Origin of the sequence: Oscillochloris sp. ZM17-4 (assembly GCF_019599295.1) — a bacterium.
Taxonomy (GTDB): Bacteria; Chloroflexota; Chloroflexia; order Chloroflexales; family Chloroflexaceae; genus Oscillochloris.
This window is the reverse complement of the sequence record NZ_JAIEWN010000019.1, coordinates 68,137-82,479: the sequence shown is the minus strand read 5'-3', so window position 1 is coordinate 82,479 and position 14,343 is coordinate 68,137. Positions and strand designations below refer to the sequence as shown.

General features: G+C 64.6%; 8 protein-coding genes. 3 read left to right on the top strand and 5 right to left on the bottom strand.

The genetic code is table 11. The annotated features are described in order from the left end of the window. From K2Z83_RS15155 to K2Z83_RS15135, 5 genes are all read right to left on the bottom strand, one after another. The coding region (locus K2Z83_RS15155) for a hypothetical protein (RefSeq protein ID WP_220596028.1) at window positions 1-280 on the bottom strand (280 nt) is incomplete at its 3' end. Window positions 281-310: 30 nt separating this feature from the next. Continuing rightward, complete coding sequence (locus K2Z83_RS15150; protein ID WP_220596027.1) at window positions 311-2,527, bottom strand: hypothetical protein; 2,217 nt, start codon at window positions 2,525-2,527, stop codon at window positions 311-313. Beyond that, window positions 2,524-3,033 carry a phospholipase D family protein gene (locus K2Z83_RS15145; RefSeq protein WP_220596026.1) on the bottom strand — a complete coding sequence of 170 codons (510 nt, stop codon included), beginning with the start codon at window positions 3,031-3,033 and terminating at the stop codon, window positions 2,524-2,526. Before K2Z83_RS15145 ends, K2Z83_RS15150 begins: the two co-directional genes overlap by 4 nt. A gap of 9 nt (window positions 3,034-3,042) precedes the next feature. Beyond that, the gene (locus tag K2Z83_RS15140) at window positions 3,043-7,980 is read right to left on the bottom strand and encodes a DEAD/DEAH box helicase (protein WP_220596025.1); all 4,938 of its coding nucleotides are present in this window, start codon (window positions 7,978-7,980) and stop codon (window positions 3,043-3,045) included. A gap of 526 nt (window positions 7,981-8,506) precedes the next feature. Continuing rightward, window positions 8,507-8,704, bottom strand: a complete 198-nt coding sequence (locus tag K2Z83_RS15135) for a hypothetical protein (protein WP_220596024.1) — start codon at window positions 8,702-8,704, stop codon at window positions 8,507-8,509. Between the two features lie 62 nt (window positions 8,705-8,766). Between K2Z83_RS15135 and K2Z83_RS15130 the strand changes: the two genes are divergently transcribed. The 3 genes from K2Z83_RS15130 to K2Z83_RS15120 all read left to right on the top strand — a co-directional run bounded on the left by K2Z83_RS15130 (window position 8,767) and on the right by K2Z83_RS15120 (window position 14,342). Continuing rightward, window positions 8,767-10,377: a long-chain fatty acid--CoA ligase gene (locus K2Z83_RS15130; protein ID WP_220596023.1), complete on the top strand. Its 1,611-nt coding sequence runs from the start codon at window positions 8,767-8,769 to the stop codon at window positions 10,375-10,377. A 309-nt stretch (window positions 10,378-10,686) separates the two neighbouring features. Continuing rightward, window positions 10,687-13,806, top strand: a complete 3,120-nt coding sequence (locus K2Z83_RS15125) for a CHAT domain-containing protein (protein WP_220596022.1) — start codon at window positions 10,687-10,689, stop codon at window positions 13,804-13,806. A 104-nt stretch (window positions 13,807-13,910) separates the two neighbouring features. Beyond that, on the top strand, window positions 13,911-14,342 hold the full coding sequence (locus K2Z83_RS15120; RefSeq protein ID WP_220596021.1) for a DUF302 domain-containing protein: 432 nt from the start codon (window positions 13,911-13,913) through the stop codon (window positions 14,340-14,342). Window position 14,343: the final 1 nt, after the last annotated feature.

Below are 14,343 nucleotides of genomic sequence, written 5' to 3'. Positions count from 1 at the left end.
GGCTATCCTGAAGCACGCGGCAGCGGGCAATCTGGTCGATCGGGCGCTCGAGATAGTGCTCGGCAGCCTTGACGGTCACATCGCCGGTCTGATCCGGCTCGCCCAGGTCGTAGATCAGGGCGCGGATAGTGGCGCTGGAAGCGCCCTGGTCGATCTGCTCAATCCGCCCGATGCGGAACTCCCGAAAGTCGGTTGGGCTGTCCTCAATATCTACCGGGAACCGGACGATCATGCCGGGCAGAAGGGTCGATGGAAGGTGCTGTTGCTCTCGGCTGATCATATCGTTCTCCTACGCTCGTAGGCGAGAGACTCAGACTGTCTGCACACTGGCCTCTAGAATCTCCCTGACCACCCCGCTCTTGCCCCGGCACCTCGGCCAGATGACGCGGCCGGGGAGCTCGCCGGAGCGCTGCAGGTCGCGCACGTGGCCGGTCAGGTCGTGGCCGGTGTAACCCGTGATCACAACCACAAGATCGCGGTCGGTGGTGCGATCACGTACCAGGTCATGATCGATATGGGCCTCGCTGGAGGGCGGGATTTCCTCGTAGTGTATGAGCCCATAGCGCTCACAGAGATCGCTCCGCACCTCGCGGCGCGTCGCGACGTGCCCGCCCACGATGGTCAGGCGCACGGCTGAGAGGTCTATGTCCTGCGCGGGGGTGAACACCTGCGCGGTGGCCTCATGCCCCCCGCTGCGCAGCCGGGCGCGCTCGTCGTCGATGTACTCGGCGATGAAGTCGGCGGACGGGCGGTCGAGGAAGTGCAGCGAGCGCCGCATGGCCTGCACGAAGGCGGGGATGGGCTCGTTCCGCAGCAGCGCCGCATCAACCTCCGCGATGCTGAGCGCCTGGTACTCGCCGGCCAGCGCCGCTCTGGTCGCTGGCTCATCGAGGGCGATCACCTCCAGGCCCTCTAGGATCTCAAAGTGGGCCTGGCGCTGCAGGTGTCCGCGCTGGCTCTGCTCGCGCAGGGCGTCGAGCTCGGTTCGGAGCGCCTCCGCGCGCATCTTGACCGCCAGCCACTCCAGCCGGTCGGCCTGCGCCGTCAGCCAGCGATCATCACCTACGCTGGCCCACAGCCGCACCCGCAGGCTCAGGATGTCATCAACCTCAGTCTCCGACCTGGTCGTCGGCCCGCCCTGCTTGACATAGCGCTCGCAGAGATCGGCGATCTGCGCGGTGCTGATATCGCCGGGGCGATCCAGGTACAACCCTGTAGCGAGCCGGGCGAGGTCCTGTGGCTCCAGCAGATCGGGCGCGTTGTCGAGGAGCAGCCGGTATACCTGCAGCGCGCCGTCATCCTGGCCAGCGACAGCCCGGCCGCGCGCCAGCGGCAGCAGCAGCGCCCGCCGGCGCTCGCCCTCGGCCCAGGCTCGCTCCAGCAGCGTGCGCCCCTCGGCCGTCCGGCCCAGCCAGTAGAGCGCGGCCCCGCGCAGCGCGGCCAGATCTGCGGGCATATCGTCGTCGGCAGGTAGGAGGCTGATAACCTCTCGGTACCCCCTGGACTCAAGGAGCAGCTCGGCACGCCGGCCCAGCAGCTCGGCGCGCTCTGTGTCGTCGTGAGGGGAGGCCCCCGCATACGCCTCAAGCGCGGCATCCGGCTGGCCTGCGGCGGCGTATGCGGCGCCCAGCGCCAGGTGTAGCTCGACGGTGCCAGCGTGATCCTCGCGCAGCACCTCAAGCGCTGCGATCTGATCGGCCGGGGCGACCCGGATGATGCCGGCGATCTGCTCGCGCAGCGTCGGGGCGACCGGCTCGTCCGGCGGCTGGCCCGGCGTCAGCGCCCGGCGCAGCAGATCGCGCACATGATCGGCCTGGCGCAGCCGCTCGAGCTCGGGCAGCATCGCGCCGGCGATCTGCTGTGCGCCCCGCAGCGCGTCCTCGACCGCGTTCGCCCGCCCGAACTCCAGGTAGGCGCCGACGATCTGCTCGGCCAGCAGCCCCGACGCCGGCAGCGCCAGCACCTCGCGTCGCCGCGACTCGACCAGGGCGACCACCCGCTCGTGCTGGCCGGTCTCGCTGAACAGGGCGATCTGGGCGCGCAGGGCGCTGGACGGGCTGATGGTCGGCTGGCCGAGCAGCGACTCGACCTCATCGGCGTTGCCCGCGCGCACCTGCTCGACCACCCAGCCCAGGCTGACCTCCTGTGTCGCCGTCGACTGGCGCGGGATCTCCGCGTGAACCTGCCGCACCGCTGCCCGAAAGCCCCGATCCCAGGCGGCGAGATCGCTGAGCTGTGAGGCTGCACGAGGTGCGGGCTGAGGTGCAGTTGTGGGCATGGCCGTCGCCGGGGCGACCGCAGCCACGATCTGCGGCCAGGCGCTCTGTAGCTCCACCTCGCTGGCCTGTACAAAGAAGAAGGCGCTGAAGGCGGGGTCGAACGATGACATCCGGCGGCTCACCCACGGGAATCGCTCGCGCAGCGCGCGCCAGAGCGACTCGGCCTGCATATCGCTCGCGCAGCGCACGAAGAGCCGGATCTGGTCGGTGTTGTTAGGGTTGGGCGCGGCACGATAGGACAGGCTCATAGCGCCCCCCCGCGCTCAAAGAAATCGCGGCATAGCTCCGTCACCTGGGCGATCGCTTGCTCGTCGTAGTGGTACTCGTAGATCTCCACGTTGCGGCTGACACCGTTTCCTGTCAGGTTGAGCGAGCCGGTCATCGCCCCGTAGCGGCCGGCGTAGGCCTTGGCGTGCAGCGGCGGAAACGTGCGTACCTGCACGCGCCCGTGTCGCTCGGCGAGCTGGCGCAGCGGCGGGTGGTGGGCGGCATCGTCGCCCACGACAATCCGTATCTCGCCGCCGACCGCCGCGATCTGGGCCAGGATATCGAAGAGCTGGAGCGTCTCGGAGCGGCTCGTCACCACCTCGGCGAACGAGACGTGGTAGGGTGCGGGCAGGCGGAAGTTTGTCACCCAGGGCGCGGCGATCCACAGTGTGTAGTCGTCGGCGGTCTGGGCGGCCAGCGCCTCGTTGAGCCAAAAGTTGAAGATCATCGCCTGCCCGCTTAGCTGGAGTGTTGATCGTCTGGTCACGCTGGCCTCCTACGCGATCGGTCGCACGGTGAGCTCGATCTGCGGGAGCCCGCCCGGCTCATCGGGGTAGAGTGTTCGTACATCACTGATCAGCGGGTAGCGCATGCCCAGCGCTGTGTCGACCCCAGCGTCGGTCAGGTAGCTCACCACCGCGCAGAGCGACCCGAGCTGGGCTGCGGGCGCGCGCAGGTAGGATAGCTGCGCCCCCTCCTCGAAGATCGCTCGTAGCTGTCTCCCTACATCGGCCAGATCGCCGCCGGCCCGCACCTCCAGCGTCTGCCCGAACCGCACACCGGTGGCCCACTCGTTGAGCAGATTGCGGCTGAGCAGCAGCCGCGCCAGGCCTGGGGCCTCGATATCGCCGCTGCGATCATCGAGACAGCTCGGGCACGCGCCGCGACAGGTGATCAGCAGACGGCGCTCGATCGCGTTCTGGAGCGACGCTCTGACCTCGCGGTCGAGCGCTTGCCTGCCATCCCCTGTGTCGAGCTCATCGCGGTAGGCCCTTGCCAGACGCCGCAGCTCTGGGTAGGGCTGATCCTGCCCTGGCGCAGGAGCAGCCAGCACCGCCTCCGCGAGCATGGCCCGCGCCTCGACGATGCTCGCCTCGCGGCCGAGCTCTGCGGCGCAGCGAGGCAGGAAGAGGTCGTTGATCTCGCGATAGAGCCGCCAGTTCACGATCCGCGCGCCATCGACGATCTGGTCGTACTCCGGCACGAAGACCCGCAGCAGGGCCTTGGCCGCGGCCGGCGCCACCGGGACGCCCAGCTGCCGGCGCACCGCCGCCAGGAGCGCATTGATCGCTGCCTGGCGCTCGTCCGCGCCGCGCGCGCCAGTGATCGCGGCGACCAGATGGTCACATCGAGCCAACCAGCCCTCGGGCTGGGCGAGCAGCAGCCGCAGCAGCGCCTCCTCCTGCGCCGTCGGGCAGCGGGTCATCTTCTGGCCGAGCTCGGCCCAGAGCCGGTCGGGGGCCTGGCGCAGCGCGTCGTGGGTCGCCCGCATCACGCCGATGCCGCCCACGCCGATCTCGTAGAGCCAGATGCTGTCAGCCGGGCTCTGATAGTCTGCGTAGAGCTCCGTCCATGCGGCGACGTAGTTCAGCGCCTCGACCCCGGCGATCTCCTGGGCGACCTGGCGCAGGGCGATGGTCAGGCTATACTGGAAGGTGTCCCGCAGGTGGCGCTGGAAGATCGTCCCGCCGGGCTCAGCGCCCTCGCAGATGTCGAGGAAGCGCTGGAGGTAGGCGTCCGTGAGAAGTAGCCTGAGCGCCTCACCATTCTTCGGCGAGAGTCCGTGTACGTGCTCGGCGACGGCCGCCACCTTGCTTATCACGTCGGGGTTATCTGCGCTCAGCCAGCCGCGCAGCTCGCCGATCCGCTCGATGTCGCCCTGGATCCGTCGATCGGCCACGGTGAGCAGCACGTGGGCCAGGTTCACCGCCGGGAAGTAGCCCTCGCCGTGCTCGACGGTTAGCTCAGCGATGAAGCGGTGGGTGATCGCGCTGGCGCGCAGCCGCCGGCTCAGCCCCACAGAGGGCGTGAATCCCTCCAGCGCGCCCGGGCGCACATCGAGTGCCAGCCCCTCAGTCAGCATCTCGAAGCCGAGGGCGACCGGCGCCTGGTTCTCCTCGTTTCGGCAGAAGCCGAGCACCCCGCCGATCTCCTCAAAGCCCTTCTCACGTGACTTCAGGGTGTACTGGCTGCCCAGGATAACCCGCTGCACCTGGAGCAGATTCATGTTTGCCGGCTCGTCGCTGTGCAGCACCATCCGCTCGACCAGGGCCTGGCCAATCGGGTCGGCCACGATGGCCGGGTGGCCGCCGACAAGGCTGTAGTCGCGCGGCGGCCGCGCGCGCTCGGCACGGAAGGTCACGCCGCTCAGCGCGAAGGCCGAGCTGGAGTGGGCCAGGCGCTTCACATCCTGAACCTCGTCTGGGTGCCCGCGATGCTCGCGCAGCGCGCCGCTATCCGGGTTGGCGTACCAGTAGATCCGCTCGTGATCTTCGCTGAACTGGGCGGGCGTGATCGTCTGCGGCCGCAGCACCGTGAGCTCGCGCAGCTGCTGGGGGCGGATCCCGAGCAGGCGCAGCGTTCGGCCCGGCAGGCTGCTTGTCTTCGCCCGGTCGTGCAGCTCCTCGTAGGTGTAGTGTGCGTCGAGCGCGACCAGATCGGTTCCAGGGGCCGGCTGCGGCGGAACCCAGGCCGCGCCCAGGCCGCCGCGGAAGGTCACGTTGCCGGGGATGGTCTCGCTCAGCGCCAGGCTGATGCTCTCGGTGCTGAGGCGTTTGCCCTCGCGCTGGTTCTGAGGCCGGTAGTCGACCTGCACCTCAGGCAGGTTGATGTCCGAGAAGAGGTTCTGCGGCAGGTGACGGCGCAATAACTCGCTGCGTGTTCTGATCGGCTGGCGGCTGGTTGCGAGTTTGGGATAGGCCTGCTGTACCAGCCCGCTCGCCAGGATATCCGTCAGCAGACCCTGCGACTCCTCGGTCAGCACGCGAGACAGCGCGTCGATGTCCATCGCGAAGGCTCGCCGCAGGTAATCTTTGAAGGCCAATAGCACCTCGGCGTCGGCAGTCTGCTCCATCAGGTAGGCCAGATCTGTTACTCTCAAGTAGTCGAGGCTGAGCGTGCGACCGGCGGCGTGGGCGCGATAGGCCAGCCAGTCGAAGAGCGCATAGAAGCCGTGAATGCGCTGGAGGTAGCGGTTCTGCGCGTTGAGCGGCAGCTTGCGGAAGGTCGGGTCGGTGAGCAGGTGCTGGTTGCGGAAGAGAAACAGGTCGGTCGACTTGTAGGGGCTGAGCACGGTGACGACAATCGGCCGGGTGCCGACCTTGCGCCCGCCACGGCCCTTGCGCTGCACGAAGCTGGCCACATTGCTCGGCGCGGTGTACTGGATGACACACATCAGCGCCTCATCGTCGTAGCCAACCTCCAGGGCGCTCGTCGTGATGATCAGGTCGTCCTCGGGCTCGATCGGCTTGTCCCGGTCAGCGCCAGACTTGCGGCGGATGTTCAGCGGTTCACGGCGGGCCTTACTGGGCTGGCTGAGCGCCCACCAGCACTCGCCGGCCGCGAAGTAGGGGCAGTCGCGGTTGGGCATGCCGCTATCACAATCACAGCTGCTGGCGTGGCCCGCCCCAAAGAGGTTGGGGAAGAGCTGGCGGTTGAATGGCGGGAAGCGGTACCAGTAGAGCGGAATAATACGTACGGGCCATTGTGCAGCCGACTGGCCTCGGGTACGTCGATCTCTCCGCTCAGTTGCAAAGTAGCGCTGGGCCTTCTCCGCGTCCTGCATCTGGTAGAGCCAGCGGCCGACCACATCGAGCGACTGGACGAAGCCGAAGGTGCGGTAGCGCCCGAGTTGGCTGCCGGCGGGCGGCTGCGGCATGGTGTGCAGGACACACATCGCGGTCTGGATGAGCGTCGAGATCACCGCCGTATCCTCGCTATCCTCGGCGCGCACGAAGATATAGCGCTCGGCGCCGATCACCTCCAGCTCATCCTCGTGGGGCTGCACCTCGCGGATATTCTGAGCTGGGATGCCGCTCAGCTCGGAGAGAAACGCCCGCGGGCCGGCGATCGTCGCGCTCAGCCCGACAAAGGCCAGGTTCGCGCTGTCGCCGCGCTCCTGCTTGCCCAGCCTGACCCGCGCCAGCAGCCGCCGCAGCAGCAGCGCCACCTGGGTCCCAGCGGTCGATGTCTGCAGGTGAATCTCGTCGAGCATGACCACCGACGGCGCGCAGAAGTCGCTGGTGCCGAAGAGGTGCTGGTACTCGGAGGAGATCAGCCGGTTGTTGAGCGACTCGGTCGTCGCAACCAGCAGGTCGGGCGGGGCCTCAGCCATCACATCACGCGCGAACCTGATGAAGGGGTAGGGCGTATCGCAGGCGGGGCAGACAAGGGTGCGCGTGTCGCTAGGCTGCACACCGAGCTGCTGCCGGGCCTGGTCGCAGGCGTGGTCAGGCGTGCCGACGCAGTAGGCGAAGGACGCCAGGTAGCCGCCGAAGTCCTTATCGTAGCGCCAGCCGCGCCCAGCAAGCCGATCTCGGCTCTCCGTATCGGTGCGCTGGAAGTCACGGCGTTGGTAGACCGCCGCGCCGCTCTCGATGCCGATCGTGATCGGCGGTAGGTCGTGGACTTTCAGCACTTGGTTGACGTGAAAGGCGGCCTCGACAAAATCGCTCAGCTGGTTCTCGGAGAGGGCCACGCGTGGGTAGATACAGATCGCCTTCACGCCCACCCGGCCGCGCAGGCAGCGCTCCAGGATAATCTTGGCTAGCACCGGCAGGAAGAAGGCGTAGGTCTTGCCGGCCCCGGTGCTTGCGGTGACGACCACGCCGCGCTCGGTGCCGCGCGCCGGGCTCAGCTCGACCGCCTGCAAGATCTCGCGCAGCGCGTCCTCCTGGAACTGGCTGATCTCGCGGAGCTTTGGCAGTCGCGTTGCGATCACCTCATGGAGCAGTGCGGCGCAGCGCTCACGCTCTCGATCGCCATCCAGCACCGCCAGATAGTCGGCGGGGCTGCGACGACGCCGGGGGACGCGGCGCGGGGCCACGTGGAAGGTCACATCCCCAGTCAGGCGCTTCGCCTTACTGATTCGCTTCTCGCCCTCATATCGTGGCGGCAGCCGCTGGCGCAGCTTGCTGAGCAGCCGCACCGTCTCGGCGATCCGGCTGCGGAAGACCCAGTCTGCGGGGTCGTCCTCGGCGCTGAAGCGGATGATCAGCACCTCCTGCGCCAGCCAGCGCAGCGCCGCGCGCAGGTCGCTCTCGCGATCGGCGGGGGGCGGGCGTGTCGCATCCACAGGCCGATATTTGTCTAGAACCTCGGAGCCCTTCATCGTGACATCGTAGACGCCGTAGGCGATCTGCTCGGCCTCGCGCTGCTCGATCCAGGTGAGCAGATCGTTCGTCAGGATGTCACGCTCATCGTCAGAGAGCGGCATAGGTAGTTCTCTATATAAGAACAACAAAGGCCCCGCTCATCTGAGCGGGGCCTGAGGTGACGTAGTTGTGGCGGCGCGTGGTGTTCCATGGGTGTGATCATCGGGTCGCCACTATGTGGCCGCACCGACAGCACCCAGTATAGCATGTGCTATCATCAATAGAGAACCAGAGACCGCATGCGCCTCTTTATTTTCAGATGCGAGCGCAGCAGTGTGGAGCATATCGGGATTGTGTGGCCAGAGGATGGACACTTTATGAATAGCTCAATATTGCTAACCTGCATTGACGCCGTGCGCCCATTCTTCTATGGCCCGCACAAACTTCGTGAGGCTATGCCGTATGGCTGCTGACCACGGGGTTGTGGCGACCGTGCCCTTGTGCTAGGATCGGGTTGATTGGCAGGGCGTAGGCGGCTTGGCCGGCGTAAACGTAGGGTACACGCTATTCCAGGGCCTATGGCAGCTGGTCGGGCGATGGGCGCTTCATCGCGTTTGTCTGTGTTGTGAATGCCACCTCAGCCCAGCTCTACCTGATATCGCTCCAGACGGCGGCGGTGGCCTTGCGCTTTCTCGGCTTCTTGCGCTCCGGCTTGCGGATGTACCCGACAAGCTCGACAGCCCGCGAGTCCGGGCCGTACTGAGCGCCCACCTGATCCTTGAAGCCGAGGACGGCCTCGTGGATCTGGCGGGCGGTGTTGACTCCTACCCGCCCTGCTCCTATCATGAGAGGCACCCCGCGTAGAAGCCAACCCAATCAGCCGCGCCGCCGCGGACCTGGAGAACTCCATGCTATCGACGATGATGCACACCCCGCTGACCCTGAGCCACCTGCTTGAGCGGGCCGGCACGCTCTTCCCCAAGAGCGAGATTGTCACCCGCATGCCGGACAAGTCGATCCACCGCTATACCTACGCCGACTTCTACCGCCGCGCGCGGGCCCTGGCCGAGGCACTCCAGCGGGCCGGGCTCCAGCCCGGCGACCGGGTGGCCACCCTGAGCTGGAACACCTACGCCCACCTGGAGGCCTACTTCGGCATCCCGGTGGCCGGCGGCGTCCTGCACACGCTCAACCTGCGCCTGCACCCCACCGACATCGCCTATATCATCAACCACGCCGAGGACCGCTTCCTGATCGTCGATGACGTGCTGCTGAAGCTCTACGAGGCGATCAAGGGCCACATCAACGTCGAGAAGGTGATCGTGGTGCCGCTGAGCGGCCAGCCGGTGCCCGCGGGCCTGACAAGCTACGAGGACTTCCTGGCCACCGCGACGGGCGACTTCAGCTACCCCGATCTGCCCGAGGACGCCCCGCTCGGCATGTGCTACACCTCCGGCACCACCGGCCACCCTAAGGGCGTGGTCTACTCGCACCGCTCGACCATCCTGCACTCGCTCGGCTCGGCCCTGCCCGATGTGCTCAACCTCGCCCAGCGCGATGTGCTGACCCCGGTGGTGCCCATGTTCCACGTGATGGCCTGGGGCCTGCCCTTCACCGGCGTCATGGTCGGCTGCAAGCTCGCCATGCCCGGCCCGCACCTCGACGCCGTGAACCTGCTCGACCTCTACGAGTCCGAGCAGGTGACGAAGACGGCCGGCGTGCCCACGATCTGGATGGGCGTGCTCCAGGCGCTCCAGAAGGAGCCGACCCGCTGGAAGCTCCTGCCCATGGAGATGGTCGTCGGCGGCTCGGCCGCGCCCGAGGCCATGATCCGCGCCTTCGACGCCTTCAACCTCACGGTGCTCCACGCCTGGGGCATGACCGAGATGAGCCCGCTGGGCACCGTCTCGCGGGTGAAGGGCAACCTGGCCGACGAGGACGCCGACACCGCCTACGCCCGCCGGGCATCCCAGGGCATCTCCGTGCCGCTGGTGGATGTGCGGGCCATGAACGAGAACGGCGCGGTGCCGTGGGACGGCACGACCATGGGCGAGCTGGAGGTGCGCGGCCCCTGGGTCGCCGCGAGCTACTTCAAGCTGGAGAGCGAGCGCGACAAGTGGAGCGCCGACGGCTGGTTCCGCACCGGCGACGTGGTCACGATCGACGCCGAGGGCTACGTCAAGATCACCGACCGCACCAAGGACCTGATCAAGTCCGGCGGCGAGTGGATCAGCTCGCTGGACCTGGAGAACGCGCTGATGGGCCACCCGGCGGTGCGCGAGGCGGCCGTGATCGCGGTGGCCCACCCGCGCTGGGACGAGCGGCCCCTGGCGGCGATCGTGCTCAAGGAGGGGATGAGCGTCAGCGCCGAGGAGCTGCGCGACTTCCTGGCGCCCAAGGTGGCGAAGTTCTGGCTGCCCGACGCGATCGTCTTCGTCGAGGAGATCCCGCGCACCTCGACCGGCAAGTTCCTCAAGTCGCAGCTGCGCGATAAGTTCAAGGAGTGGAGCTGGGAGTAGGTTGGGGCGTCTCCTGCTCGTACCGGTGCCGCCCGCGCTATTGTGTGAGCGCAGCGACCTAGAGACACTATTCACTAAGGGAGGTATGGAGGGGCCGTAGGCCCCTCCGCGCTTCTTGCTTCACCATAAAAGCCCATGCCTAGCACCCTTGAGATCCAAATCCAGCGCCAAGCCGATGCCAGCCTGAGCGTATCGCTCGTCCTCCAGACAGATAGGGCTTCCCTTAAGCTTAGTTCGAATAACGTGATCAGGATCGAGTATGTCACCCTTTGGTCTGCTATATACGACCCAGAGCAGTATAGCGCCCACATGACTCGCATGGTTCTCCCTGAGTCGCTTCTTCCAGCCTGGGAACAGGCCAGGGGCTATTTCATAGGCGAGAGCCAGAAGATGCATGTGCGCGTCGTCCTTGATGCTCAAGCTAGCGAACTTCATACGCTGTACTGGGAGCGCCTGCGCGACCCGCAAACCGGCGATGTACTCTCGATGCAAGAGGGCGGCTCTTTTGCGCGGATGGTCCCCGTAAACAACCTCTTCCAGCGAAACCTACCCATACGCGCTAATCTTCGCACTATTGTTGCTATTGCGAACCCAAGTGATATAGCGCAGCATGATCTGCGTCCGGTTGATGTTGAGGAAGTCGTTAGAGAAATGCAGATCGCGCTGGGCACTATCTCGACCGAGCTGCTCATCGGCAACCAACCATCTACCGTCGCCTCGCTGGAAAACATCCTTAACTGTCTGCGTGGCGGGTCACAGATTCTCACGCTGATTTGCCACGGCAAAGCCACCGGGGTGGGATCAATGCTCTACCTGGTGGGTAACGATGGACGTACTAAACCAATAGAAGGGGCCGATATTGCCCAGGCGATCAATGATCTTGAACCCGCGCATCGCCCGCTGCTGGCCATGCTCATCGCCTGTGACAGCGCCACACAAGAAGCCGCGCCGATCGTGGCGGTCGGGCCACTCCTCGCCAGCATCGGCATCCCTGCCGTGGTCGCGATGCAGGCGAAGGTGTCCACTCACGCCGCAAACCGGTTCGTAGACACCTTCCTGTTCGAGATCGCGCGCGATGGGCAGATCGACCGTGCTCTCGCCGCTGCCCGCAAATCGATGGGCAATGAGGGGTGGATCCCCGTACTTTGGCTACGTGAGCGTGATGGGCGGATCTGGCATGAACCAGAGCAGCATGTATTGGGCAAATCGGCGGCGGCGGCTCGGTCGGACAGCGGCGAACGGGCACGCGATCAGATGATCCAGACGCTGAAGGGGGATGCGGAGCGATTCTACGCAAAGTTGCTCCTTAACGAGCACGCAATCCCCCTGGCGTTTGACAGGCTCTCGCGCGATGAGTTTCGCATATGGCGCAAGGAAGGATCACAAGCGAAGTCGCCCACATCTGTGGGCGAGATTAGTGTGATGTCCGCATTCTTGAAGCAGCGGGAGTTGCTTATTCTGGGTGAACCAGGCAGTGGCAAGACCAGTACGCTTTTTGAGTTAGCATTAGCGCTTCTCACGATCGCCGAGCATGATGGCACAGCCCGTATACCGGTTGTGATCCCGCTCGCAACATGGAAGTCTACTAAGCGGCCCTTTGAAGAGTGGCTGGGAGAATTGCTGTTCAAGATGCACCAGGTTCCCCAGGGCATTATCAAACGGTGGATAGAACAAGATAAGCTGATCTTCCTCCTTGATGGACTGGATGAAGTGGATGCCCTCCATCGCAGCAACTGTGTAGAATCGATCAATGCCTTTATCTCCTACCAAAAAGGAGATAAACACCTTAGGGTGCCGACTGTCATCTCTTGTCGAATCCAGGAGTATGAGCAGCTTGTCGAGATGCCCACGGACGAGAAGCTCACGATTCATGATTGCATTGTATTGCGCAAGCTGACGACGCAGCAGGTGTTCAGCTACCTTTCCCGTATTAGCTTTAACACCACCAACATCAGGGAAGGGCTGAACAGCGACCCTAAACTGCTGGAGTTCGCCCAGACGCCGCTCGTGCTGGGCTTTATGGTTGTGGCCTATCAGGATAAGTCCATCGACGAGCTGAAGAATACCTCAGATGAGATCCGCTATCAGCGGCTCTTCCGCGCCTATATCATACGTATGTTTAGCCGCCGACTCTTCCCAGTAGCCTCAGCAGACGTAGTAGCGCCGAGGCTCCCTCGCCCAAAGCGGATCTTGCGGAATCTGACCTGGTTGTCGAACAAGCTCGAAAAGAACGAGTTTTTACTGGAGGAGATCCAGCCCCACTGGCTTACCCTAGGGCAATGGCTGTATGTGCTCCTCTTGCTAGGGCTTGTGGCGCTACCAATCCCCTGGCTCCTCTTTGGCGCATCCACCGCTGGGATGCTTAGCCTATCACTGATGATCGGCGTCGCACTCACGGTCAGGCTTGGCAAAGCGTCAATCTCGCCGATGGACGCAGTTAACCGATTGGTACCGCTAGAGGGTCTCGCCGATGCGCTAGAAGATGTGGGGGTGTCCGCCCTGCTCCTCCCTGAGATATTTATGAAGGGTCTCGGCTATGCTGGGGACGCGCTATTAACAATTGGTGGCGTTCTGTCCGCCATTCCAGGCGCGCTTATGGGGATGCTTAGCGGTATCGATGGGATCATTGATAAGCTGATCAGGGTGGCGCTGCTCGGCTTTGGTGCCTGGTTTATCTATATTGCCGTCCAGATAGCGTCGCAAATATGCTCTCTGGGAGGGTGGGTTACCAAAATCTGTCAGCGATCTATGACGGTCACGGGCGACGATCCACGCTCCATCCCCCCTCTCAACATCCGTGTATTCCCCGAGCTTCCCGTTGACTTCCATATGCCAGAGATCACGGTGCCGCGGCTGAGCTTGTCGACTACGGATCTCAGAATGTACCTCTTTACGCTGATCTGGCTTCTCGCCACGATAGTGCTCGCCGTCTTCGTGATAGCCTTTGTCGTCGGGCAGCTTAATGCCCTCCAGCAGATTCAACAGCCGCAGCGGCAGTTTCGCCCACGCTACCCCAATGAGCGCATCAGGATGTCGCTGATCAATGGGCTGATGATGGCCCTCATCTATGGGACGCTTGGGGGCGTGATCATCGGTTTTCTGGCAAGCATCTTCCATGCACCGTGGGGAGGCCTGAGGATGGGATTGACCGGCGCACTCCTCATTGGCCTGCTGATGGGGTATGTCTTGGGGGGTATGGCATGGACTCAACACTACCTTGTGCGTCTCGCCCTATGGTTCACCCAGCTTGCGCCGCTCAATTATGTGCGCTTTCTTGATCAAGCCTACGGACTGGTACTTTTACTGAAGGCCGGGCCAAGCTACAGATTTGTTCATGAACAGCTCAAGGTGTACTTTAGAGAACTGAATGACGCGGAGATTCGTGCGCTAGAGCAGGATATCATTGCTGATGATCGACCAAGGCGCTAGGTTGCGCAGAGTCGCAGCATGGATGCTCATAGCATCGTCCTGTAACATCTTCTCCTTGCCGTGCATCTAAGCTACAGCGAGTACCAGCTATAAGGGAGGTTTCTGTGGAGACTACCGAGCAGTTCACCCGTCACGCATATGGATACACGCTGGTCACCCCGCTCGGCTACGCCGAGGCGGTGGAGGCCGTCACGCTGGCCCTCAAGTCCGAGGGCTTCGGCGTGCTGACGACGATCGATGTCCAGGCGACGATGCGCCAGAAGCTGAGCGTCGAGCGCACGCCCTACACCATCCTGGGCGCATGCAACCCGCCCCTGGCCCACCAGGCGCTCAGCGCCGAGCCAGAGATCGGCCTGCTGCTGCCCTGCAACGTCGTCGTCTATGTGGACGACGCCGGGCAGACGGTGATCTCGGCGATCGATCCCGAGGCCATGTTCGCGGTGGTGCAGCGCGATGACCTCTCCGCGATCGCGGCTGAGGTCGGCACGCGGCTGCGGCGCGTGCTCGGCCAGCTGCCCGTGGCAGCCGGGGCATAAG

Excerpts from the sequence above, each read along its gene's own strand:
- K2Z83_RS15150 (WP_220596027.1), bottom strand. The coding sequence starts at position 2,527 with ATGAGCCTGTCCTATCGTGCCGCGCCCAACCCTAACAACACCGACCAG.
- K2Z83_RS15140 (WP_220596025.1), bottom strand. The coding sequence starts at position 7,980 with ATGCCGCTCTCTGACGATGAGCGTGACATCCTGACGAACGATCTGCTC.
- K2Z83_RS15135 (WP_220596024.1), bottom strand. The coding sequence starts at position 8,704 with ATGATAGGAGCAGGGCGGGTAGGAGTCAACACCGCCCGCCAGATCCAC.
- K2Z83_RS15130 (WP_220596023.1), top strand. The coding sequence starts at position 8,767 with ATGCTATCGACGATGATGCACACCCCGCTGACCCTGAGCCACCTGCTT.
- K2Z83_RS15125 (WP_220596022.1), top strand. The coding sequence starts at position 10,687 with ATGACTCGCATGGTTCTCCCTGAGTCGCTTCTTCCAGCCTGGGAACAG.